Source organism: Micromonospora sp. C41 (genome assembly GCF_018070485.1).
GTDB classification, from domain to species: Bacteria; Actinomycetota; Actinomycetes; order Mycobacteriales; family Micromonosporaceae; genus Micromonospora; species Micromonospora chalcea.
The window spans coordinates 642094-665765 of the sequence record NZ_JAGPXP010000001.1; the positions used below are offsets into that span (position 1 = coordinate 642094).

At 74.3% G+C, this 23672-nt stretch carries 19 protein-coding genes; 16 read left to right on the forward strand and 3 right to left on the reverse strand.

Annotated features, from left to right (window positions below; translation table 11 throughout):
- The first annotated feature begins 8 nt into the window (after positions 1-8).
- Positions 9-1199, forward strand: a complete 1191-nt coding sequence (locus KBX43_RS01930; RefSeq protein WP_210882606.1) for a WxL protein peptidoglycan domain-containing protein — start codon at positions 9-11, stop codon at positions 1197-1199.
- On the forward strand, positions 1196-2098 hold the full coding sequence (locus KBX43_RS01935; protein WP_113972918.1) for a hypothetical protein: 903 nt from the start codon (positions 1196-1198) through the stop codon (positions 2096-2098). Before KBX43_RS01930 ends, KBX43_RS01935 begins: the two co-directional genes overlap by 4 nt.
- On the opposite strand, the gene KBX43_RS01940 is transcribed toward KBX43_RS01935, so the two are convergent.
- The gene (locus KBX43_RS01940; protein WP_064445667.1) at positions 2095-3669 is read right to left on the reverse strand and encodes an FMN-binding glutamate synthase family protein; all 1575 of its coding nucleotides are present in this window, start codon (positions 3667-3669) and stop codon (positions 2095-2097) included. The two genes, KBX43_RS01935 and KBX43_RS01940, sit on opposite strands and share 4 nt — an antisense overlap.
- A 40-nt stretch (positions 3670-3709) precedes the next feature.
- On the opposite strand from KBX43_RS01940, the gene KBX43_RS01945 reads away from it, so the two are divergent.
- Genes KBX43_RS01945 through KBX43_RS01960 form a run of 4 tightly spaced genes read left to right on the forward strand, consistent with a single transcriptional unit; the run spans position 3710 to position 6215 of the window.
- Positions 3710-4321, forward strand: coding sequence for an RNA polymerase sigma factor (locus KBX43_RS01945; protein ID WP_069088477.1), 612 nt, complete (start codon positions 3710-3712; stop codon positions 4319-4321).
- Positions 4314-5027 carry a hypothetical protein gene (locus tag KBX43_RS01950; protein WP_064445669.1) on the forward strand — a complete coding sequence of 238 codons (714 nt, stop codon included), beginning with the start codon at positions 4314-4316 and terminating at the stop codon, positions 5025-5027. The genes KBX43_RS01945 and KBX43_RS01950 overlap by 8 nt, the downstream gene beginning before the upstream one ends.
- Positions 5024-5617 (forward strand): hypothetical protein, encoded by a 594-nt coding sequence (locus tag KBX43_RS01955; protein WP_281605969.1) that lies wholly within the window; start codon positions 5024-5026, stop codon positions 5615-5617. Before KBX43_RS01950 ends, KBX43_RS01955 begins: the two co-directional genes overlap by 4 nt.
- A gap of 37 nt (positions 5618-5654) precedes the next feature.
- Positions 5655-6215, forward strand: a complete 561-nt coding sequence (locus KBX43_RS01960) for a DUF5872 domain-containing protein (RefSeq protein ID WP_043323404.1) — start codon at positions 5655-5657, stop codon at positions 6213-6215.
- A 64-nt stretch (positions 6216-6279) separates the two neighbouring features.
- Here the strand turns inward: KBX43_RS01960 and KBX43_RS01965 are convergent, their stop codons facing one another.
- Together KBX43_RS01965 and KBX43_RS01970 are read right to left on the reverse strand one after the other, a co-directional pair.
- On the reverse strand, positions 6280-7473 hold the full coding sequence (locus KBX43_RS01965; protein WP_043323406.1) for an endo-1,4-beta-xylanase: 1194 nt from the start codon (positions 7471-7473) through the stop codon (positions 6280-6282).
- Positions 7474-7675: 202 nt separating this feature from the next.
- Positions 7676-8680 (reverse strand): LacI family DNA-binding transcriptional regulator, encoded by a 1005-nt coding sequence (locus KBX43_RS01970; protein ID WP_113972916.1) that lies wholly within the window; start codon positions 8678-8680, stop codon positions 7676-7678.
- Positions 8681-8857: 177 nt separating this feature from the next.
- On the opposite strand from KBX43_RS01970, the gene KBX43_RS01975 reads away from it, so the two are divergent.
- The 10 genes from KBX43_RS01975 (at position 8858) to KBX43_RS02020 (ending at position 23462) form a co-directional block, all read left to right on the forward strand.
- Positions 8858-10126 (forward strand): ABC transporter substrate-binding protein, encoded by a 1269-nt coding sequence (locus KBX43_RS01975; protein WP_274478740.1) that lies wholly within the window; start codon positions 8858-8860, stop codon positions 10124-10126.
- A complete protein-coding gene (locus KBX43_RS01980) occupies positions 10123-11121 on the forward strand; it encodes a carbohydrate ABC transporter permease (RefSeq protein WP_166455984.1) in 999 nt (332 codons plus the stop codon). Before KBX43_RS01975 ends, KBX43_RS01980 begins: the two co-directional genes overlap by 4 nt.
- Positions 11118-11984: a carbohydrate ABC transporter permease gene (locus KBX43_RS01985; RefSeq protein WP_043323413.1), complete on the forward strand. Its 867-nt coding sequence runs from the start codon at positions 11118-11120 to the stop codon at positions 11982-11984. Before KBX43_RS01980 ends, KBX43_RS01985 begins: the two co-directional genes overlap by 4 nt.
- A 39-nt stretch (positions 11985-12023) precedes the next feature.
- Positions 12024-14348: a glycoside hydrolase family 3 N-terminal domain-containing protein gene (locus tag KBX43_RS01990; protein ID WP_043323415.1), complete on the forward strand. Its 2325-nt coding sequence runs from the start codon at positions 12024-12026 to the stop codon at positions 14346-14348.
- 149 nt (positions 14349-14497) lie between these two features.
- On the forward strand, positions 14498-15601 hold the full coding sequence (locus KBX43_RS01995) for a glycosyltransferase family 39 protein (RefSeq protein WP_210882614.1): 1104 nt from the start codon (positions 14498-14500) through the stop codon (positions 15599-15601).
- Between the two features lie 101 nt (positions 15602-15702).
- Entirely contained in the window at positions 15703-17556 is a 1854-nt protein-coding gene (locus tag KBX43_RS02000) for a glycosyltransferase family 2 protein (protein ID WP_210882627.1), read from the forward strand.
- Positions 17550-18683 (forward strand): glycoside hydrolase family 26 protein, encoded by a 1134-nt coding sequence (locus KBX43_RS02005; protein ID WP_064445672.1) that lies wholly within the window; start codon positions 17550-17552, stop codon positions 18681-18683. Before KBX43_RS02000 ends, KBX43_RS02005 begins: the two co-directional genes overlap by 7 nt.
- A 41-nt stretch (positions 18684-18724) precedes the next feature.
- A complete protein-coding gene (locus KBX43_RS02010; RefSeq protein ID WP_210882629.1) occupies positions 18725-19606 on the forward strand; it encodes a DUF1963 domain-containing protein in 882 nt (293 codons plus the stop codon).
- 154 nt (positions 19607-19760) lie between these two features.
- The gene (locus tag KBX43_RS02015; RefSeq protein WP_043330042.1) at positions 19761-20651 is read left to right on the forward strand and encodes a lipase; all 891 of its coding nucleotides are present in this window, start codon (positions 19761-19763) and stop codon (positions 20649-20651) included.
- Positions 20652-20744: 93 nt separating this feature from the next.
- Positions 20745-23462 (forward strand): LuxR family transcriptional regulator, encoded by a 2718-nt coding sequence (locus KBX43_RS02020; RefSeq protein ID WP_210882631.1) that lies wholly within the window; start codon positions 20745-20747, stop codon positions 23460-23462.
- Positions 23463-23672 lie beyond the last annotated feature (210 nt).

Sequence of the window (23672 nt, forward strand, 5' to 3'; positions counted from 1 at the left end):
AGCACGGCATGCCCCTCCTCACGCCCACCACCCGCATCCCGGCCGCCCGGATCGGCGCCGCGCTCGCCGCCGTGCTGCTCGCGGTGCTGCTCGGGTCACCGTCGCGCGGCGAGGCGGCCCCCCGGCCGGCGCCGCCCGCCGACCCCGGCGCCGCCCGCTGGGCGGTCCAGCCGTCCGGGCCCGGCGGGCCGACCGGGCGCAACTACTTCACCTACGACCTGGCGCCGGGCGCCACGATCACCGACCACGTCGGGGTGACCAACCTCGGTGACCGGCCGCTCACCTTCGCGGTGTACGGCACCGACGCGTACACCACCACCGACGGCGCCTTCGCGCTGCTGCCCTCCGACCGGGCCGCCACCGACGTCGGCGCCTGGATCGGCGTCGAGCGGCGGAACTGGACCGTCCAGCCCGGCCGGCGCGCGGACATCCCGTTCCGCCTCACCGTGCCGCGCGACGCCACGCCGGGCGACCACACCGGTGGCGTGATCGCCGCGGTCGCCCAGGACGGCGTCACCGCCGACGGGCAGCGGGTCCGCCTCGACCAGCGGATCGCCGCCCGGGTCTACCTCCGCGTGGCCGGCGAGGTCCGCCCCGCCGTGACCGTCGAAACGGTACGCGTCGACTACGACACCCCGCTCAACCCGATCGGACGCGCCGACCTCACGGTCACCTACCGGATCCGCAACAGCGGCAACGTCCGCGTCGGCGGCACCGGCGCGGTGGTCGTCGACGGCCCGGGTGGCTGGACGCTGTCCCGGACCAGCCCGGTCGACCTGCCGGAGCTGCTGCCCGGCGCCGAGTTCACCGTCACCGAGCGGGTCACCGGGGTGCCGCCCGCGCTGCGGCTGACCGCGACAGTGGACCTCGCACCCACCACCGTCGACACCGCGCTGCCCCCGGTGCGGCGCACCGCGAGCGTGTGGGCGCCGCCCTGGCTGCTGATCGCCGCTCCGGCGGCCGCGGGAGCCTGGCTCCTCCACCTGCGCCGTCGTCGACGCCGCCCCACCTCGGCCGCGCCCTCCACCACGCCCGGGCCGGCGCCGGTGTCCGAGCCTCCGGCGACGGTTGCACCCGCCGGGCCGGCGTCGGTGTCCGAGCCCTCGGCCGCTCCCGGCGGGCCGGCGGATGCGTCCCGGGCCCCCGTCGCGGGACCGGCCGAACCCCCGGCGGGCGGCACGGCGGCCGGTGCCCGGTGACCCCGGTCCTGCCGGCCGCCGCCGCGATCCTCGCGCTGGCCGTGCCGGTCCCGGCACCGCCGTCCACGCCGGACGGCGCCGCCGTCTCCGCCCCGCCCGCGCCGTCGTCCACTGCGGCCTCCGCGCCGCCGCGGCCCGCTGTCGTCGTGCCGTCCGGCCCGCTGACTGTCGGGCAGCGGGTCACCGTCACGCTGCGCGGCTGGCCGGCCGGCCCGGTCCACCTCACGGTCTGCGGTAACGACGCCCGCCGGGGCGCGCTCGACTGCGCCAACGAGCAGGCCACCACCGTCCAGGTGCCGGCGGGCACGACGGCGGCGCCGATCGCGCTGGCGGCGCCGCCGGTCGCCTGTCCCTGTGTGCTGCGGGCCGCCGACCTGAGCGGCGCCGCGCAGGTCACCGCCGCCCTGCCGCTGAGCGGCGTGACCGCCGCCCCGGCGCCCGCGCCGGCCGCCACGCCGCGACTGCACCTCGACGAGCTGCGCGTCGCCGGCCGCCGCCCGCTACGGGAATGGTTCGGGCTGCCCGAGACGCTCACCGTACGCGTCGCGCTGCGCAACCCCGGCCCGGCCGACGTGGTCGACCCGCCGTTCACGCTGCTGCTCGGCCGGCCCGGACGGGCGCACACCATCGTCGCCGCCCCGCCCCTGGGCACCATCGGCGCCGGGCAGGTCCGGACGTACGAGATCCCGGTGCCGGTGGACGTCGCCGTGCTCGGGGCACACGAACTCCACGGCCGCGTCGACCTGCCGGAACGGCCGGTCGCCTTCGTGGTCGAGACCAGCCGCCACCCCTGGGGACTGCTCGGCGCGGCGGCGGTCCTGGTGGTGGCGCCGATCGTGCTCCGCCCGCGCCCGCCGCGCCGCCGGGGGCGGCACCGCACCGGCGAGGGAACCGGCTAGCCGACGGCGGTGGGGGAGGGCGGCGCGCTGCCGCCCTGCGGCGCCTCGGCGGTCATCAGCCGCACGATCTCCGCCCGGTCCGCTGCCGACGGCATCCCCCACTCCGGCCGGTAGCCGAACGCCCGGTCCAGCGGGATCGACGAGGTGCGGCCGTCGAGGATCTCCACCGCGTCGGTGCCGATCAGCCCGGGATGCTCGACGCCGCACGCCTCGGCCACCTTGACCAGGTCGCGGCGCAGCGTACGGATGTAGTTCGCGGCCCGCACCGACTTGCGGGCCGGGTCCAGACCCCGGGCCAGCCACGCGTTCTGCGTGGCGACGCCGGTCGGGCAGGTGTCGGTGTGGCACTTCTGCGCCTGGATGCAGCCGATCGCCAGCATCGCCTCCCGCCCGACGTTGACCATGTCGGCGCCGAGCGCGAACGCCACCACGGCGTTGTCGGGCAGGCCGAGCTTGCCGGCGCCGACGAACACCACCTTCTCGTGCAGGTCGCGTTCGGCGAACGTGCGGTAGACCCGGGAGAAGCCCTGCTGGAACGGCAGCGAGACCGAGTCGCTGAAGATCAGCGGCGCGGCCCCGGTGCCGCCCTCGCCCCCGTCGACGGTCACGAAGTCCACGCCGCGCCCGGTGTCGCGCATCAGCGTGGCCAGATCCTCCCAGAACCCGAGGTCGCCGACGGCGGACTTGATGCCGACCGGCAGACCGGTCTCGGCGGCGAGCAGCTCCACCCAGTCGAGCAGGCTGTCGCAGTCGGAGAACTCGGCGTGCCGGGACGGGCTGACGCAGTCCTGACCGGCCGGGACGCCCCGGGTGGCGGCGATCTCGGCGGAGACCTTCGCCGCCGGCAGCAGGCCGCCGAGGCTCGGCTTGGCGCCCTGGCTGAGCTTGATCTCCAGCGCGCGTACCGGCGCCGACGCCACCAGGTCCTTGAGCCGCGGCAGGCTGAACCGGCCCTGCTCGTCGCGGCAGCCGAAGTACGCGGTGCCGAGCTGGAAGACCAGCTCACCGCCCATGCGGTGGTACGGCGACAGCCCGCCCTCGCCGGTGTTCTGCAGACAGCCGGCCAGCGCCGCGCCCCGGTTGAGCGCCTCCACCGCGTTGGCGGACAGCGAGCCGAAGCTCATGCCGGAGACGTTCACCACCGACTCGGGGCGGAACGCCCGCGCCCGGCCGCGCGCCGCGCCGAGCACCTTGGCGCAGGGCAGCGTCACGTCGTGCCCGGCGGTCGGGGCCGACGGCGGCACCGCCCGGCCGAACGTGCGGTGCTTGATGATCGGATAGCCGGAGGTGTGCTCGATGTCGTTGTCGGTGCCGAACCCGAAGTAGTTGTTCTCCTGCTTGGCCGAGGCGTACACCCAGCGTCGCTGGTCGCGGGTGAAGGGCCGCTCCTCGTCGTTGCCGGCCACGATGTACTGCCGCAGCTCCGGTCCGATCGACTCGATCAGGTACCGGGCCCGGCCCAGCACCGGGAAGTTGCGGCGCAGCGCGTGGTCGCGTTGCAGCAGGTCCCGCGCCGCCAGCGCGGCGACGGCGGCGACGGCTGCGGGTACGGCTCTTCTCGCCCAGCTCATCCCGCCACTCTTTCCGGCACGGTCACCGGTCAAACGCCTGATGGAACCCGGCCGCCCCGGGCGGTGTCATGGAAGCGGACCGACGGCGGAGGCTGCCCTGGACGACGACGACCTCGTCACCCGCGTACGCGCCGGCGACCGGGAGGCGTACGACGCCCTGGTCGCCCGGCACACCGCGTCCGCGTACCGGACGGCGGTGCTGCTGGGCGCCGGTCCGGACGCCGAGGACGTGGTCCAGGAGGCGTTCGTGAAGGCGTACCGGAAACTGTCCCGCTACCGGGCCGAGGCGTCGTTCCGGTCCTGGCTGCTCGCGATCGTCGCCAACGAGACCCGGAACCTGCACCGGACGCGCAGCCGGCGCGACGGGCTGACGCTGCGCGCGGCGGCGGCGGAACCGGTCGTGGCCGGCGGCGCCGACGACGGGCTCGACGCGGTGCTGGCGGCCGAGCGCCGGGCCGCGCTGGTCGGAGCGCTGCGGCTGCTGCCGGTACGCGACCGCGAGGCGATCGTCTGCCGCTACCTGCTGGACCTCGGCGAGGACGAGACGGCCACGGTGCTGGGGCTGCCCCGGGGCACCGTGAAGTCGCGGACCCACCGGGCGCTGGCGAAGCTGCGTGCCCTGCTGGACCGGGAGGTGGCGCACCGTGGATGACCTGGAGCGCGAGCTGCGTGACCTGACCGGCTGGCTGGAGCCGGCGCGGACGCCCGACGTCACCGCGCGGGTCCGCGCCCGGCTCGACGCGCCCGCGCCGCGCCGCCGCCGGCGGTACGTGCTGGCCACCGTGCTCGCCGCGCTGCTCGTGGTGGCGCTGCCGCCGGGCCGCGCCGCGCTCGCCGACGCGGTGACCGGGCTGCTGCGGTTCTCCGGCGTCGTCATCGACTCCGCGCCCGCCCCGCCGCCGACCGGCACGCCCTCGCCACTGCCCGCGCAGCGGCACGTCGCCCTCGCCGAGGCGCAACGCCAGGTCCGCTTCCCGATCCGGGTGCCGTCCCGCCTGGGCGCGCCGGAACGGGTGCTGGTGGCCGACCCGGACGGCGCCGGCGGCCACCGGGTGGTCAGCCTGCTCTACCGGGGCGGCACGGTACGGCTGGACGCCTTCGACGGCTCGCTCGACATCGTGTTCCACAAGCGGTCCCTCGGCGCGGACGTGACGCTCACCCAGGTCGGTGGCGAGTTCGCGATCTGGGTCGGCGGTCCGCACGCGCTGGCGTACGTGGACCGGTCGGGCACGGAACGGGTCGCCACCGCGCGGTTGTCCGCGGCCACGCTCATCTGGGAGCAGGGCGGGCTGAGTTACCGGCTGGAGGGCGACCTCACCCGTGAGCAGGCGCTGGACGTCGCGGCCTCGCTCCGGTGAGCGACGGGAACCCGGCGGCCCCGGCCGGTGTCCTGTTGACGAGAGCCGTCGACGGGGAGGCCGCGATGTTCGTTGCGAGAAGAGTCCTGCTGGTGCCGGTCCTGCTGCTGGCCGGGTGCTCCGGTCCGGCCACGGTCCCGGCCGGAGCGCCGGTGACCTCGGCGCCGGCGGCCACCGAGCCGGCCGCGCCGGCGGCCTGCGCCGAACGGGTGGAGACCGGCCGGCTGCCGGACTGGGCGGACGCCGGGTTCACCGGCGACACCCGGATGCGGCACGTCTTCGGCGCCCGGGGCGACATCGTGGCGATCCTGTTCGCGTACCCGCTCGTGCACGCCCGGGGCGACGGTGCGAACAACAAGATCCTCTGGGTGGCGCGTCCCGAGGAAGGCCGCTCCGAGCCGGCGCCGCGGACGCCTCTGGTGATCACCGCGACCCGGGACGGGACGGGCGCCCCGGTCGTCCGCGAGGTGGACGGCGGGCCCGGGCCGTCCATCGTCGACCTGCCGGCCGCCGGGTGCTGGCGGCTGCGGCTGGACTGGTCCGGCCGCACCGACACGATGGATCTGGTCTACCGGCCGGGACCCGGCTGACCGGCATGGCCGCCGCCGGCGCGGGTAACGCTGCGTCATGGCGAAGTACACCGAGCCGGAACTGCGCGAGCGCCTCAAGGCCGAGATCCGCGCCTCCGACAAGGGCGGACGGCCGGGGCAGTGGTCGGCCCGCAAGTCGCAGCTGCTGACGAACGAGTACAAGAAGGCCGGCGGGGGATTCGAGGGACCGAAGGACGCACGGCAGCGCTCGCTGCAGCGCTGGGGCGGCGAGAAGTGGCAGACCCGCAGCGGTGACACGCGCGCCCGCAACGGCGGCGAGACCCGTCGTTACCTGCCCGAACAGGCGTGGAAGGAGCTGTCGGAGGAGCAGCGGCGCGACACCGACACGCGCAAGCGCCGCGCGTCGCGCTCCGGCCGCCAGTACGTGCCGAACACCGGCCCGGCGAAGCGGGCCCGCCGGGACGCCACCGCCGCGGAGCAGATGACCGAGCTGCCGGTGACCGAGGCGGTCAAGCTCGTGCGCGACCTCGACACCCGTCAGCTCGACGCGGCGCTGCGCCGGGAACGGCGTGGCAAGGCCCGCAAGACGCTCATCGGACGGCTGGAGTCGGAACTGGGCCGCCGCCGGGCGGCGTGAGCGTGATCCCGTGGCGTACCGCGACGCAGGGGCCGGCCCGAAGGCCGGCCCCTGCGCGCGACAGTCAGCGGCGCGGGTGCTGCGGGATGCGCGGCAGCACGTAGGGCGGACCGGAGAACATCAGGTCTGCCTTGAGCTCGTGGTAGGCGAGCTTGGGCTGGTAGTTCTCGTCGTACACGGTGGCCAGGCCCTCCGGCGGGTCGGAGAACGCGCCGGGCACCCAGGAGTGCTTGTCGGTGAAGCCCCAGAGCGTGAACGACAGGCAGTGCCGCTCGGCCAGGCACGCCTGCATCAGCACGCTGAAGCCCGCCGCGGACGCCTGCAGGCGCGGGTTGATCTCGGCGGAGTCGCCGGCCTCCACCCCGTCGGTGATCTGGCTGCGCACGTCCACCTCGGTGAGCGCCGTGGCCAGCCCGAGCCCGGCGAACTTGCGCAGGGCCGCGACCACCTGGAGCGTGCTGAAGTTGCCGTACTGGGTGCCCAGGTGGCCCTGCGCGCCCACGCCGTCGATCGGCACGCCCTTGGCCCGCAGGTCACGGACCATGTTGTAGACGAACTGCGTCTTGTCGTCGGCCGGGTTGCCGGAGCCGAACGCCTCGATGTTGTAGTCGTTGTAGAACAGCAGCGCCTTCGGGTCGGCGGCGCGGGCCCAGCGGAACGCGTCGGCGAGGTAGCCGGGCCCGAGGTTCTGCGCCCAGAACCCCTTGTAGTGCAGGGTGGACGGGGTGTCCCAGGGGTCGCTGACCGCCTCGTTCACCACGTCCCACTGCCAGATCTTGCCCTTGAAGTGGGTGACCACCGCGGTGATGTGGTTGCGCAGGATCTGGCGCAGCTCGGCCTTGCTGATCGAGCCGTCCGCGACGCCGCTGGTCAGCCACGCCGGCAGCTGGTTGTGCCAGACCAGCACGTGGCCCCGGACCCGCTGGTTGTTCTTGCGGGCGAACTCGATCAGCTCGTCGGCCGGACCCCAGTTGTAGGTGCCGCGGGTGGGCTCCAGGCTCTCCCACTTCATCACGTTCTCGGCGGTGACGGTGGAGAACTCGGACGCGGCCAGCTCGCGGTACCGCGGCTCGGCGGCGTCGTTGAGGGCCGCCATGTCCACTGCGGTGCCCACGTACAGGCCGTGGCGCTTGGCCAGCTCGCGCAGGCTCTGCGCGGCCGGGTCGTACGGGCGTCCCGCCGTCGCGGGGACGACGTTGAGGGCGGTGGCGGTCACGACGGCGACCGCGCCGGCGGCGAGCCAGCGTCTCAGCTTCATCTCGTTCCTTCCGGGCAGGTGCGCTCGGCCCGAGGGCCGGCGGTGGCGGTGCCGGGGCCGCCGCGACGTGGAACGGAGCGGCGGGTGCCCGGGCGGGCGGTGCGGCTTCCGAAACTTCCGGGGCGTCTTCCGGAAGTAGCCCGAAACCTTACGGACCTCGATAGCCGCCCGTCAATCGCCGTTCGGGTAGGAGCGGGGCGTATCAGCGCAGGGGCGCGCAGGAGGCCCGCACGACCAGCTCGGTGGGGAGCTGGATGTGGGTCTCCCGCTCGGCGCCGGCGATCAGGTCGATCAGCAGGCGCAGTGACTCGGCGCCCATGCGTTGCAGCGGCTGCCGGATCGTGGTGAGCGGCGGGTCGACCAGCGCCGACTCGGGGATGTTGTCGAAGCCGATGACCGACAGGTCGTCCGGTACGCGCAGGCCGAGGTCGCGGGCGACGTCCACGGTGGAGATGGCGGAGAGGTCGTTGCCGGCGAAGATCGCGGTCGGCCGGTCGGGGAGGGCGAGCAGTTCGGCGGCCGTGCTGGCGGCGCTCTCGGTGCGGAAGCCGCCCACCCGCACCAGCCGCTCGTCCACCGGCGTGCCCGCGTCGGCCATCGCCTTGCGGAACCCGGCCTCGCGCAGGCGGGCCGACTCGAGGTCGGGGCGGCCGCTGATGTGCGCGATCCGGCGGTGCCCGAGCGACAGCAGGTAGTCGGTGGCCAGCACCGCGCCGGCGAAGTTGTCGGAGTCGACAGTGGGCAGGCCGGACGGGCCGGTGTGCGGGTCGACGGCCACCACGTGGAAACCGTGCTTGGTCTCGACCACCGTCGGCGTCACGATCACCGCGCCGTCGATGAGCGTGCCGGACAGGCGTGCCAGCGAGCGCCGCTCCCACCCTATGGCCGCGCCCTTGCCGTCCCCGCTGGAGTAGGCGAGCAGTTGGTAGCCGCTGCCGGCGACCTCGCGGGAGGCGCCCTTGAGCAGCTCGGTGGAGAACGGCTCGAACTCGGCGACCAGGATGCCCAGCACGTTCGTCCGGTGGCTGCGCAGGCTCTGCGCCCCCAGGCTGGCCTCGTATCCGAGTTCGTGGATGACCTGCTGGACGCGCTCGACGGTGGCCTGTGCGACGCCGTACCGACCATTGACAACCTTCGATACGGTTGCCACCGAGACGCCGGCTGTGCGGGCCACGTCTGACATCTTGACGCGCTGCGGGAACACCACGCCGACGATGATAGAGGGCCTTCCCAGGGTGATCGAAGACGTTTTCGAAAACGTTATCGATACCGATTGACTTCACGTTACGGCCCTGTAAAACTCCCCGGCAGGTAACCCGACTAAGTGGTCGAGGAGACATCTATGGCGATGAAGCGCCGTGCTGGCGCCGTCCTGGCACTGTTTGTGACAAGCGCTCTGCTGGCCTCCGCGTGCAGTGGAGGTGGCGACGACGACAAGGCCGCCGAGAGCGAGCTGTACAAGAACCCGGTGACGCTGACCTGGTGGCACAACGCCTCGCAGGACGGGCCCGGCAAGACGTACTGGGAGAAGGTCGCCAAGGACTTCTCCGCGGCCCACCCGACCGTCAAGATCGAGATCGAGGCGATCGAGACGAACCAGCTCCAGCGCACCCGGCTGCCCGCCGCGCTGCTGAGCAACGACCCGCCGGACATCTTCCAGGCGTGGGGTGGCGGCGAGATGCGCGAGCAGGTCGAGGCCGACTACCTCAAGGACATCACCGACCAGGTGAAGAGCGAGGTCGCCGACATCGGCAGCGCCTCCGAGATCTGGCAGGTGGAGGGCAAGCAGTACGGCCTGCCGTTCCGGATGGGCATCGAAGGCGTCTGGTACAACAAGGACATGTTCGCGAAGGCGGGCATCACGGCGCCGCCGACCACCTTCGAGGAACTCAACGCCGCGGTCACCAAGCTCAAGGCCATCAACGTCATCCCGATCGCCCTGGGCGCCGGAGACAAGTGGCCGGCCGCGCACTGGTGGTACAACTTCGCGCTGCGGGCCTGCTCGGTCGACACGCTGAAGAAGGCGACCAAGGACCGGACCTTCGACGACCCGTGTTTCGTCAAGGCCGGCCAGGACCTGAAGAGCTTCATCGACACCAAGCCGTTCCAGAACAACTTCATCGCCACGCCGGGCCAGAACGACCCGACCAGCGCCAACGGTCTGCTCGCCAACGGCAAGGCCGCGATGGAACTGATGGGCGACTGGAACCGTGGCACCCTGGACACCGTCGCCACGGACAAGGCGGCCCTGGGCAAGTTCCTGGGCTGGTTCCCGGTGCCGGCGATCTCCGGCTCCGCCGGTGACCCGAAGGCGGCCCTCGGCGGCGGCGACGGCTTCGCCTGCTCGAAGAACGCCCCGGCCGAGTGCGTCGAGTTCCTCAAGTACATCGTCAGCCCCGAGGTGCAGAAGGGCTACGCCGCCACCGGCACCGGCCTGCCGGTCGCCAAGGGCGCTGCCGACGGCGTCACCGACCCGGCGCTGAAGTCCATCCTGGAGGCCACCTCCTCGGCCACCTACGTGCAGCTCTGGCTGGACACGGCCTTCGGCAGCACCGTCGGCACCGCGATGAACGACGCGATCGTCGCGATCTTCGCCGGCAACGGGACACCTGAGAAGGTCGTCTCGGCCATGAAGGCGGCCGCAAGCAAGTGACGTCCGCATCGCAGACCCGTACGCCCGCCGACGGCGCTCTCGCGCCGCCGGCGGGCCTCCGGCCCGGCGCACGAGCCGCCTCACGCCGCGCCGAGACCCGCCGCAAGTGGTACGAGATCGTCGGCCTGACGACGCCGGCGGTCCTCATCTACGTGCTGTTCGTGCTGGTGCCGATGGGCTTCGCGTTCTACTACAGCCTGTTCCGCTGGCGCGGGGTCGGCCCGCCCACCGAGTACGTCGGCTTCCGTAACTACACGCTCGCGTTCCAGGACCCGATCTTCCTCGACGCGCTGCGCAACAACGCCATCATCGTCTTCGGGTCGCTGCTCATCCAGGGGCCCGTCGCGCTCGGCATCGCCCTGCTGCTCAACCGCCGCTTCCGCGGGCGCTCCGCGTTCCGCCTGCTGGTCTTCGTGCCGTACGTGCTCGCCGAGGTCACCGTCGGCATCATGTGGAAGCTGATCCTGACCGACGGCGGCACGCTCGACGCGCTGCTGCGGTCGGTCGGGCTGGGCGGGCTGGTGCAGGCGTGGCTGGCCGACCTCGACGTGGTCATCTGGACCCTGCTGTTCGTGCTCACCTGGAAGTACGTCGGCTTCGCCATCATCCTGCTGCTCGCCGGCCTGTCGAACGTGCCGCCCGAGCTGAACGAGGCCGCCGAGATCGACGGCGCGAGCTGGTGGCAGATCCAGCGTCACGTCACGTTGCCACTGCTCGGCCCGACCATCCGGATCTGGATGTTCCTGTCGATGATCGGCTCGTTGCAGGTCTTCGACATGGTCTGGGTGACCTCCGTGCCCGCGGTGCGGTCGCTCGGCGCCTCGGCCACCATGGCGACGTACATGGTGGACAACGGCTTCTTCGCCCGGCTGTGGGGCTACGGCAACGCGGTCGCCGTGATCCTGTTCGCCATCTCGTTCGTCGCGGCGCTGCTGTTCCAGCGGTTCCTGCTCAGCCGTGACATCGAGGGCGCCATCACCCGGAAGGGGAAGTGACAGTGGCCGTGAACTCCGTACCCGCCCCTTCGCCCGGGCGCCGTCCGGTGCAGTGGAGCTCGCCGCTGACGTACGCGATCGCGCTCGCGGTCGCGGCCGTGTCGATCGCCCCCGTCGTGTACGTCATCGTCGGTGGCTTCCGGACCACGCCGCAGATCGTGAACGACCCGGCCGGCCTGCCCGACCCGTGGGTCTGGGACAACTACTACCGGGTGCTCACGCAGAGCGACTTCTGGCGGCAGGCGTTCAACAGCGCGGTGATCGCTCTGGGCACCACGCTCGGCGTGGTGGTGCTCGGCATGGCCGCCGCGTTCGTGCTCGCCCGGTACTCGTTCCGGGGGCGTGAATGGCTCTACACGTTCTTCACGCTCGGTCTGCTCTTCCCGGCCGGCGCGGCGATCCTGCCGCTGTACCTCCTGCTGCGTGACCTGAGCCTGATCAACTCCTACTACGCGGTGATCCTTCCGCAGGTCGCCTTCTCGCTGCCGCTGACGATCGTCATCCTGCGGCCGTTCCTGTCGGCCATCCCGCGGGAGCTGGAGGACGCGGCCGCCATCGACGGCGCCGGCCGGCTCGGCTTCCTCTGGCGGATCGTGCTGCCGCTGTCGCGGCCCGCGATCGTCACCGTCGGTATCCTCGCGTTCGTGGCGAGCTGGAACGCGTTCCTCCTGCCGCTGCTCGTCCTCGGGGACGTCAACCTGCACACCCTGCCGCTGGGCGTGCAGAACTTCTCCAGCCAGTACACCACCGACACCGCGGGCGTCCTCGCCTTCACCTCACTGGCGATGCTGCCGGCGCTGCTGTTCTTCACCCTCGCGGAGAAGCAGATCGTGGGCGGGCTCCAGGGCGCGGTCAAGGGCTGAGCGGCAGCAGCACCAGCACAACCAATGGAAAGGCACACCATGACAGGGGTCCACGCGGTGGTGGACGGGCCGGTACCGGCCCAGGCAGATTCGGACCACGACCGGTCGGACGGGCACGACGCCGAGACGCGCGTACGGGAACTGCTCGCTCGCATGACGACCGAGGAGAAGATCGCGCAGCTCGTCGGGTTCTGGGAGAAGGAGGACGGTGAGGCGGTCGCGCCCCTGCAGGGCGAGTTCGCCGACAGCGGCCGGCTCGAAGACTTCGCCCGGCACGGGCTGGGTCACCTCACCCGTCCCTACGGCACCCGCCCGGTCGATTCCGCGGCCCGCGCGGCCTGGCTGTGGAAGTTCCAGCGGGACCTGGTGACCGGTACCCGGCTGGGCATCCCGGCCATCGTGCACGAGGAGTGCCTGACCGGCCTGTCGGCCTGGAAGGCGGCCACCTTCCCGACGCCGCTTGCCTGGGGCGCCGCGTTCGACCCCGAGCTGGTCACCGAGATGGCGGCGGCGATCGGGGCCTCGATGCGCGCGCTCGGCATCCACCAGGGACTGTCCCCGGTGCTGGACGTGATCCGGGACCCGCGCTGGGGCCGGGTCGACGAGTGCATCGCCGAGGATCCGTACCTCGTGGGCACCATCGGCACCTCGTACGTGCGGGGACTGCAGTCGCAGGGCGTGCTCGCGACGCTGAAGCACTTCGCCGGCTACTCCGCCTCGCGGGCCGGGCGCAACTTCGGCCCGGTGCACGCCGGTCCCCGGGAACTCGCCGACGTGCTGCTGCCGCCGTTCGAGATGGCGATCCGCGACGGCGACGCGCGCAGCGTCATGCACTCGTACGCCGAGATCGACGGCGTGCCGGTCGCCGCCGACCCGACCATGCTCACCGACCTGCTGCGGGACCGGTGGGGGTTCGACGGCACCGTGGTGGCCGACTACTACGGCGTCGCCTTCCTCAACCTGCTGCACCACGTCGCGGCCGACCACGCGGACGCGGCGGCGCAGGCGCTGGCCGCGGGCCTGGACATCGAGTTGCCTACCGGCGACGCCTTCCTGACGCTGACCGAGTCGGTGCGGGCCGGCACTGTCGACGAGGCGCTGGTCGACCGGGCGGTGTTGCGCGTGCTGCGCCAGAAGCAGGAACTCGGGCTGCTCGACGCCACGTTCGCCGACGAGCCGCCGGGTGCCGTGGACCTCGACTCGCCGGAGCACCGGTCGATCGCGCGCCGGCTCGCCGAGGAGTCGATCGTCCTGGTCGCCAACGAGGGCGTGCTGCCGCTGCCGGCGGGCCGCCGGGTGGCGGTGGTCGGCCCGAACGCCGACCGGCAGGGCGCGTTGTTCGGCTGCTATTCCTTCCTCAACCACGTGCTGGCCCATCACCCGGGCGTGGAGACCGGCTTCGAGGTGCCGACCGTCCTGGAGGCGGTGCGCGCCGAGTTCGGCGCCGACCGGGTCACCTTCGCGGCCGGCTGCGAGGTGGACTCGGCGGACCGGTCCGGCTTCGACGAGGCGGTCGCCGTCGCGTCCGCCGCCGACGTGGCGGTCCTCGTGGTCGGCGACCACGCCAGCCTGTTCGGCCGCGGCACGGTCGGGGAGGGCTGCGACCGGGACGACCTGGAGCTGCCCGGCGTGCAGCGCCAGCTCGTCGAGGCGGTGCTGGACACCGGCACCCCGGTCGTCCTGGTGCTGCTGACCGGCCGGCCGTACGCGCTGGGCTGGGCGCTGACCCGGTGCGCGGCGGTGCTGCAGACGTTCTTCCCGGGCGAGGAGGGCGCCGGGGCGATCGCGGGTGTGCTCTCCGGGCGGGTCAACCCGTCCGGCCGGCTGCCGGTCACCCTGCCCGGCTCGGCCGGCGCGCAGCCGTACTCGTACCTGCACCCGGAGCTGGGGGCGGGCACGAACGGCACCAACCTGCCGGCGACGCCGGTGGCGCCGTTCGGTCACGGGCTGTCCTACACCACGTTCGCGTACACCGACCTGACCGTGCCGGCCGAGGTGCCGGCCGACGGGGCGCTGCGGGTGTCGGTGCGGGTCACGAACACCGGCGCGGTCGCCGGTGACGACGTGGTGCAGCTCTACGGCCGGGACCTGGTCGCCTCGGTGACCCGGCCGGTGGCGCAGCTGCTCGGCTACCGGCGGGTGCGTCTGGAGCCGGGGGCCTCGGTCACCGTCGAGCTGAGCGTGCCGACCACGCGGCTGGCCTTCACCGACCGCACGCTCACCCGCGTGGTGGAGCCCGGGGAGGTCGACGTCTGGGTGGGTACGAGCGCCCGGCGCGACGTCCAGGCGCGGACCACGCTGACCGGCGACACCGTCGAGATCACCGCCGCCTCGCCCCGCTGGACGACCACCGACCTCCGCTGAGCCGGGTCCGCCGGTCGTCCACGGGGCGGACGGCGGACCCTTTCAGCCCATATTGGCGTTATGTCGATTTTGGCTCAGTAGGCTCCAGGATGTCAGCCAGCCCCGGCTGGATCCCGGTCGCCGGCACCCACAGGGATGCGTGAGTCACGATGATGGACGCGGACACCATGGTCCTGCCCCGGATCGGGGACGCCGCGGTCGAGGACCCCTGGGGCGAGGACCGTCCGCGCCGCTCCACCGCCCGCGCCGCGACCGCCGCCGTGACCCGGTGGCGGATCGCGGCGTGGCTGCTGCCCGCGGTCCTGACCGGCGCGCTCGGCGCGACCCGGATCGCGACAGCGGGTCCGAGCGCCGGGGAGTCGGCGGCCCGCCGGGCGGCGACGTCGCCCTGGCAGGGGATCGGGCTCACCGGCGACGACATCGCGCTCGGGCCGTACCACCTGCTCCTGCGCGGCTGGGCGGAGCTGTTCGGCGCGACGGACCTCGCGCTGCGCGTACCGTCGCTGCTGGCCATGGTCGGGGCCGCGGCGCTCGTCGGCGCGCTCGCCACCCGGATCGCCACGCCCGCCGCCGGCCTGCTGGCCGGCCTGATCTTCGCGGCGCTGCCGACCTCGATCCGGTACGCGCAGCAGGCACAGCCGTACGCCCTGGCGGTGTTCGCCGCCGTGCTCGCCACCTGGCTGCTGGCGTCCGCGCTCGACCGGCCGCGCCCGCGGCGGCTCGTGCCCTATTCGGGCGCGGTGCTGCTGCTCGGTCTGTGCCAGCCGGTGGCGTTGCTGCTGCTCGCCGCGCACGGCTGGGTCGTGCTGGCGTTCCGCCGCCGGGACACCGTCCGGTGGCTGGCCGCAGTGGCCGTCGGGCTGCTGCCGGTCGCCGCGCTGCTCGCCGTCGGCGTGCGTGGCGGCGGGCGCCTGGCGTCCGGCGCGTGGCCCGGCGCCGCCGTGCTGGCGGCCACGCCCGGAGAGCTGTTCGGCGTCGTCGCGCTCGGCGGCGTGCTGGCCGGGCTGGCCCTGTTCAGCCTCCCGCTGCGGTACCCGGCCGCGATCTGTACCGCCTGGGCGCTGGTGCCGGCGCTCGGGCTGCTGGCGCTGGCGCAGGCCGTGCCGGTCTGGTCGGCGGTGAACCTGCTGTTCACGGTGCCGGCCTGGGCGGTGCTCGGCGGGGTCGCCCTGGCCCGGGCGCGTGCGGCCGGCGCGCTCGCCGTGCTGGCTCTCGTGGCGCTGCTGGCGGCGGCGGCCCAGCTTCCCGCCTGAACGTCGACGAACGGGCGACGTCTGCCTGATTCGCCCTTTTTGTGGTTGATTGTCGGCTTAGCATTCGGTCGGCTCCTGAGCCTGCAGACCATGGGGGAAACGTGGCCGTCGCCGCCGATACACGCCCGTCCCGCGCCACGACGGCCGGGCCGCCGGGCGGCCGCCCGATCGCGCCCGTCCCGCCCGGGACGCCGGCCGATCCGGACCGCCGGCAGCGCAACGTCCGCGCCCGCCTGGCGTACGCCCGGTGCGGCGCCGTCGCCGGTCCGCTGCGCCCGCCGCGCGGCCCGGACGCGGCGGTCGAGTTCCGCCCCACCGCCTCGGTGGCCGCGCGGGTCGTGCTGACGCTGCTGGTGCTCGTCAACAGCGCCGCCGGGCTCGTCTTCGTCGGCTGGCTGCTGCTGCCCCAGCACGTGCCCGGCCCCGGCGTGGTCGGGCTCGGCGGGTGGCAGACCGCCGCCGCCCGGCTCGCGTTCTGCGTCGTCGTCGGCGTCGAACTGATCCGCCTGGCGCAGAACGTGGTGGTCTGGGTCTTCGCCTTCCACGCCCGGGACCCGGTGCCGGTCGACCCGCCGGTCGGCCTGCGGGTCGCGCTGCTCACCACCATCGTGCCGAGCAAGGAGCCGCTGGACGTCGCGGAGCGTACGCTGCGCCGGCTCCGGGAGATCGTCTACTGCGGGCACGTCGACGTGTGGATCCTCGACGAGGGCGACGACCCGGCGGTCCGGGCGATGGCCGCGCGGCTGGGCGTACGCCACTTCACCCGCAAGGGCCGGCCCGAGTACAACCGGCCCGGCGGCGAGTTCCGGGCCCGGACCAAGTCCGGCAACCACAACGCCTGGCGGGCCGAGCACGAGCACCGCTACGACGTGGTCGCGAACGTCGACCCGGACCACGTGCCGCTGCCGAACTTCCTGGAACGCACGCTCGGCTACTTCCGCGACCCGGATGTGGCGTTCGTGGTGACGCCCCAGGTGTACGGCAACATGCACCAGAACTTCGTCGCCCACGGCGCCTCCGTGCAGCAGTACCTCTACAACGGCCTGATCGCCCGCGGCGGCAACGGCCTGGACGCGCCGCTGCTCACCGGCACCGGGCACCTCTACCGCCCGGCGGCCTGGCGGACCATCGGCGGCTACCAGGACTCGATCATCGAGGACCACCTCACCAGCATCCGCGTGCACGCCGCCGTCAACCCGGCCACCGGCCGCCGCTGGAAGGGCGTCTACACCCCGGACGTGGTGGCGCTCGGCGAGGGGCCGACGTCCTGGGCGGACTACTTCAACCAGCAGAAGCGCTGGGCCGCCGGGATCTGCGAGATCCTGCTCCGCCGCGAGATGCGTACGCCGCGCGACCTGCCGTCGCGCCGTCGCTGGCAGTACCGCCTGCTCCAGTTCTACTACCCGAGCGTCGCGGTGAGCCTGCTGCTGGGCAACGCCGCCACCGCGCTCTACCTGCTGACCGGCGTCGACGCGGGCCGGCTCGACCCGCAGGTGTGGGCGACGCTGTGGGGCGCCACCGTCGGCACCTGGTTCCTGCTCTGGCTCTGGCTGCGGCGCTTCAACATCGCCCCGCACGAACGCGAGGAGGTGGGCATGGCCGGCATGGCGCTCGCCCTGTTCGCCGGGCCGGTCTACGTGGCCGCGGCGGCCGGCGCGCTGCTGCGCCGCCGGCTCGGCTTCGTGGTGACCGCCAAGGGGGCGCTGCGCACTGTGGAGTCCCTGCGCACGTTCCGGCTGCATCTGTGCTGGGCGCTGGCGGCGGCCGGGCTGCTCGCGGCGAGCTTCGCGCTCGGCCACGACTATCCGCTGCTGCGGATCTGGCCGGCGCTGACGCTGCTGACCGGGCTCGCGCCACCGCTGATCGCCTGGGTGGAGGGCCTGCGGGACCGCCGGCGCCGGTCGGCGGAGGCGGCGTGGAAGCAGCCGACGGCTGAGGGCGGTGTCCCGTGCTGAGGCCGACCGCGCCCCGGGTGGGCCTCGCGCTGGCCGGGTTGCTGCTGCTCGCGTACGCCTTCGTGGTGGCGCCCGGAGCGTGGCGCGACCCGGGCACGGGCGCATCGGCGCACGGGCGCGTCCCGGCGACGCCGCAGGCGAGCGCCGGCGCGCCGGGCGGCGGCCTGTTCCCCCCGGCCGGGCAGGCGTTCTTCGGGGTGATGACCGACAAGGGACCGCACGACTTCGCGCCGGTCGACCGGTTCGTCGAGGCGGCCGGGCGGGCGCCGCAGGTGATGCTCTTCGGCGCCGACTGGGCGTCGGCCGAGTTCGACCGGAGCCTGTTCGACCGGATCGCCGAGCGGGGCATGATGCCCATGCTCGGCTGGGAGCCGTGGGACCACACGGTCGACCTGGCGGCCCGGCGCACCGGCCTGGCGGTCCGGCAGATCGACCGGCTCCGGGCCACCCAGCCGGACTACCGGCTGGACCGGATCGCGCGCGGCGACTTCGACGCCTACCTGCGGTCCTGGGCCGAGGGGGTCCGGTCGCTCGGCTACCCGGTCGCGATCCGCTTCGCGCACGAGATGAACGGCGACTGGTATCCGTGGTGCGAGCGGGCCAACGGCAACCGCCCCGGCGACTACGTGCGGGCCTGGCGGCACGTGCACGACCTCTTCGCCCGGGCCGGCGCCACGAACGTCACCTGGGTGTGGAGCCCGAACGCCCGCTGGGACAAGACGACAGCCGGGCTGACCGGGCTCTACCCGGGTGACGACTACGTCGACTGGGTCGGCGTCACCGGCTACTACGGCACCGGCGCGTTCACCAAGACGTACTGGTCGTTCGACCAGATCTTCGGCCCGACCATCGCCGAGATCCGCAAGGTCACCCGCAGGCCGCTGGTGGTCACCGAGACCGGCGCCGCCGACACCGCCGGACGCAAGGCCCGGTGGATCCGGGAGACGTTCGGCTCCCTGCCCCGGTACCCGGACCTGATCGGGCTGATCTGGTTCGAGGTGGACAAGGAGCAGGACTGGCGTATCGCCGGGTCACCCGCAGCGGCGACCGCGTTCGCCGAGGCGGTGGGCGGCGCGCGCTACGACGTGACCTGGTCGGCGACATCGAGGCCGCGCGCCGGGCCCTGACCCACCCTCCATGTCGGACGGTGCCGCTACTCTCCACGATCATGGATGAGAGAGAGCAGTTCCGGCGGGCGGCGATCGCGCAGGGCGTGCCCGAGGGCGAGGTGGCCCGCTTCGCGGAGCTGATCCGGTTCCGGATCCACGCCTGGCGGCGTGAGGACGGCGTGCACGCCGGGCGGCGGGGCGGGCGGCCGCGGCTGCCGGTGGGCGTGCCGTGGCCCACGTGCCCGGAGGGCTCTCCGTTGCCGTTCCTGCTCCGGCTCGACTGCGCGGCGCTGCCCCGGGTGCCCGACCTCGCCCTGCCGGCCGACGGCACGCTGCTGTTCTTCCTCGACCAGGAGGGCGCACAGGACGTCTGCGGCATCGAGAACGAGAAGGCGTACGCGCGGGTCGTGTACGTCCCGGCCGGCGCCGAGACGGTGGACGGTGTGGACGTCCTACCCGCCGGGACCGACCTGGGCCGTTTCCTCGCCCCCGAGCACGAGATGTACGCCGGGCTCCAGGCGGAACTGCCGGACTGGCTGGACCGCTCGGAGGAGTGGCTGTGCGACACCCAGATCAAGCTGCTGCGCGACCTGCCGCACCGCAAGGAGATGGGCGCGCTGCTCGAGCAGCTCTGGCCGGAGCGGGACGGGTGGATTCAGCACGACGTCTTCGTCGGCGGCTACACCATCTCGGCGCAGGATCCGCCCGAGACGTTCATGACGGACCGGGAGCGGATGCAGCAGGCGAGCTCCCTGCCCCGCGCGGAGCGGCTGGTGGCTCAGTACGAGGAAGAACAGCGGGTGGTGCGCGAGTGGGTGCCGCTGGCCCAGTTCGGCGTACCGGACGAGGAGTACGTCAACGCGCGGTTCCTGATCCGCCACGACGACCTCGCCGCCGGTCGGTTCGACAGGGTGCTGTCCTTCTGCGAGTTCACCGAGTGACAGCCGGGCCGGTTCAGCGTGCGGACCGCCCGCAGTGCCGCCTCCACGTCCTGCCCGCCGCCCGCGCGGACCGGTGATTTCGCCGATGCGCGCCGCGCCGAAGGCATCGATGCTGACCCATGTCGATGTAATTCCGGCGCAAGGAGTGACCGACGTGCCCACCACCATCCGTTCCCGTACCCCCGTCCGTGCCCTGGCCCGGTTCGCCGTGGCGGCGCTGCTCGCCACCGGCGGCGCGCTCGCCGCCCCGGTCGCGGCGAGCGCCGCCAGCCCCTACGAGCGCGGCCCGGCGCCCACCAGCGCCATCCTGGAGGCCAGCCGCGGCCCGTTCGCCACCTCGTCGATCAACGTCTCCTCGCTGAGCGTGACCGGCTTCGGCGGCGGCGTCATCTACTACCCGACCAGCACCGCCGAGGGCACCTTCGGCGCGGTCGCCATCTCGCCCGGCTACACCGCCTCCTGGTCCAGCCTGAGCTGGCTCGGCCCGCGGATCGCCTCACACGGCTTCGTGGTGATCGGCATCGAGACCAACACCCGGCTGGACCAGCCGGCCAGCCGGGGCCGGCAGCTCCTGGCCGCGCTGGACTACCTGACCGAGCGCAGCTCGGTCCGCGGCCGGATCGACTCGTCCCGGCTCGCGGTGGCCGGTCACTCGATGGGCGGCGGCGGCAGCCTGGAGGCCGCGGCGGCCCGGCCGTCGCTGCAGGCCGCCGTTCCGCTGGCGCCGTGGAACCTGGACAAGACCTGGTCCGATGTACGGGTGCCGACGCTCATCATCGGCGGCGAGACCGACAGCGTCGCGCCGGTGGCGACCCACTCGATCCCGTTCTACAACAGCATCCCGGCGTCCTCGGAGAAGGCGTACCTGGAGCTGGACGGCGCGAGCCACTTCTTCCCGCAGACGACGAACACGCCGACGGCGAAGCAGATGGTGGCCTGGCTGAAGCGGTTCGTCGACGACGACACCCGCTACGAGCAGTTCCTCTGCCCCGGCCCGAGCGGGTCGGCGATCCAGGAGTACCGCAACACCTGCCCCAGCGCCTGAGCCCGTCCGCTGCCGGGGTGGTCGTCGCGACGACCACCCCGGCAGCATGTCCGCCTCTTTTCCGACGGGTTGCCCATCTGTGACACTGCATGCATGCTTTCTGCATCGACAGTGCATATTGCTCTGCGGGGCCGGGACGACGAGTGCGACGCGATCCGCCGGCTCCTCGACCGGGACTCCGGCGGCGCGCTGCTGTTCCACGGGCCGCCCGGCGCCGGCCGCAGCGCCCTGCTGGCGTACGCCCGCCGGTGGGCGACGGGACGCACGGTGCTCACCGGCGCCGGCCTGGCCGACGAGTCGACGCTGCCCTACGCCGGGCTGCACCGCCTGCTCGACCCGGTGCTGGACGCGGACACCGCGCTGCCGGTGCGGCAGCGCCGGCTGCTGCGCCGCGTGCTCGGCGGCGACGGCTGCCCGGCCGACCAGCGGCTGGCCCTCGCCGCGGCGGTCCGCTCCCTGCTCGCCGCCGTGGCCGCGGACCGGCCGCTGCTGTGCACGGTGGACGACCTCGACATCGGCGACCGGCAGAGCGCCTGGACGCTCGCCGTCGTGGCGCGCCGGCTGCGCCGGCTGCCGGTGGCGGTGCTGCTGACCGCCACCGCCCCGGCCACTGTCGACGGCGTGCCGGCGCACCGGTTGCGCCCGCTGGACGCCGACGAGTGCCACGCGATGCTCACCGACCGGGGGCACCGGCCGTCCGCGCCGGTGGCCGCCGCGCTGGCCACGCTCAGCGGCGGCAGCCCAGCGGCGCTGACCGACCTGGCCGGCAGCCTCACCCCGGCCCAGTGGCGGGGCGAGGCGCCGTTGCCCGGCACGCCGCCGGTGGACGGCGCGCTCGCCGCCGCGTACCGGGCCCGCCTGGACCGGCTGCCGGCGCCGACCCGGCGGATGGTGCTGCTCGCCGCGCTCGACCACGCCGCCGACCCGGGCACGCTGGTACGCGCCGCCTGGTCCGCCGGTCTGACCGTGGAAGCGCTCGCCCCCGCCGAGGCGGCCGGGCTGCTGCGGACCGGGCCCGGCGGGGTGACGTTCCCGCACCCGCTCGCCCGCACGATGATCGCCGCCGTCGCGCCGCTGGCCGACCTGCGCGCGGCGCACCTGCTGCTGGCCGGCACGCTCGCCGGCGGCCCGCTGGGCCGCGCGCTGCGCCACGCCACCGCCCCCGACTGCCCGGCCGACGTGCTCGCCGCCGAACTGACGGCGGCGGTGGACGGGGCGTCCGACCGCGCCGCCGCGGCCGCCGCGCTGCGCCGCGCCGCCGAGCTGACCGCCGATCCCGGGCGGGCCGCCGAACTGACGGTGGCGGCGGCCCGCTGCGCCTGGACCGCCGGCGACCCGGACCAGGCCCGGGGGCTGCTACGGCACCTGACCGCCGCGCCGCCCGCACAGGACCGGGCCGACCTGCTCCGCGGCGAGATGCAGCTGCGCTGCGACGCGCCCGCCGCCGCGGTCGCCACGCTGCTGGCCGCCGCCGACGCGGTCGCGCCGGCCGACCGGCGCTCCGCCCTGCTCGCGCTGGTCCGCGCGGGCGAGGCCATCTGCGTCACCGGCGACCAGTTCCGCTACGCCGAGGTGGCCCGCCGCGCGGAGGCGCTGCGGCGGCCCGGCGACCCGCCCGACCTGGACCTGCTGGCCACCTTCGCGGTGGGCGTCGGGGCGACCCTGCGCGGCGACCACGCCCGTGGCGGTCCGGCGCTGCGCCGGGTCGTCGTCCTCGGCGGCCGGCTGTCCGGGCCCGCGCTCACCCCGGGCGCGCTGGTCTGCGCCGCCGCGGCGGCGCTGCTGGGGGCGGTGGACGGGCCCGCGCACCGGCTCGCCGGCCGGGCGGTCGACGTGGCCCGCTCGCGCGGCGAGCTGTCCCTGCTGCCCCGGGCGCTGGAGCTGCGCGCCGTCGCCGAGTACTGGCTGGGCCGGCACGAGGCGGCGGCGGAGACCGCCCGCGAGGGCGTGCGCGCCGCCCGCGACACCGGCCAGCACGCCTGCGCCCAGGTGCACCTCGGCATCCTCGCGGTGCTGGCCGCGGTACGCGCCGACCGGGCCGGCGCGCTGGCCCGGATCGCCGAGATCGGTGACGGGGCCGCGCCCGGGAGCCGGCCGGACGCGTACGCCAGGTGGGCGCTCGGTGTGCTGGACCTCATCGACGGCCGGTACGCCGACGCGGTCGCCCGGCTGTCCACGCTGGCCCGCACCGGCACCGGGCGGGGGCAGGTGCTGGTGCAGGTGATGGCCACGCCGTACCTGGTGGAGGCCGCCGCCCACGACGGCGGGCGCCCGGCCGCCGCGCTCGCCGTGTTCGACCACTGGGCCAGCAGCACGGCCAGCCCGTCGCGGCGGGCCCTGGCGGCGCGCTGCCGCGCGCTGCTCGCGCCCCGGGGCGGCCCGGAGGCCGAACGGGAGTTCCACGCGGCGCTGCGGCTGCACCCGGCCGACACCGACCGGTTCGAGCGCGCCCGCACCGAACTGCTGTTCGGCCGCGAGCTGCGCCGCCGGCGCCGCCCCCGCGACGCCCGGGCCCACCTGCACCGGGCGCGGGAGACGTTCACAGTGCTCGGCGCGACCGTCTGGGCCGACCGGGCGGGCGAGGAGCTGCGCGCGGCGGGGGAGTCGGTCGGGCCGGCGCCGAACGGCCCGGAGCAGTTGCTGACCGGGCAGCAGCTGCACATCGCCCGGTTGGTCGCGCAGGGGGCGACCAACCGGGAGATCGCCACCCGGATGTCGCTGTCCACCCGGACCGTCGACCACCACCTGCGCAACGTGTTCCACCGGCTGGGTGTGCGCTCCCGCACCGAACTGGCCCGCCTGCTGGCCTGACCACCGGCCGCGCCGCGCCGGGCCGCGCCGCGACCGTCGTCGGGCCGGGCCGCAGGCACGTCGCTCCGCGCCGGCCCCGCGACCGGCACGGTGTACGCCGTGACCGTGCACACCCGCCACACCTCCCCACCCCCGGTCGCGGAGAGTCACGGGAGTGTCCGGCGGGGCGTGCGCACATGGCCGCCTTTGCTCTGCAGCCGCGTACGCATC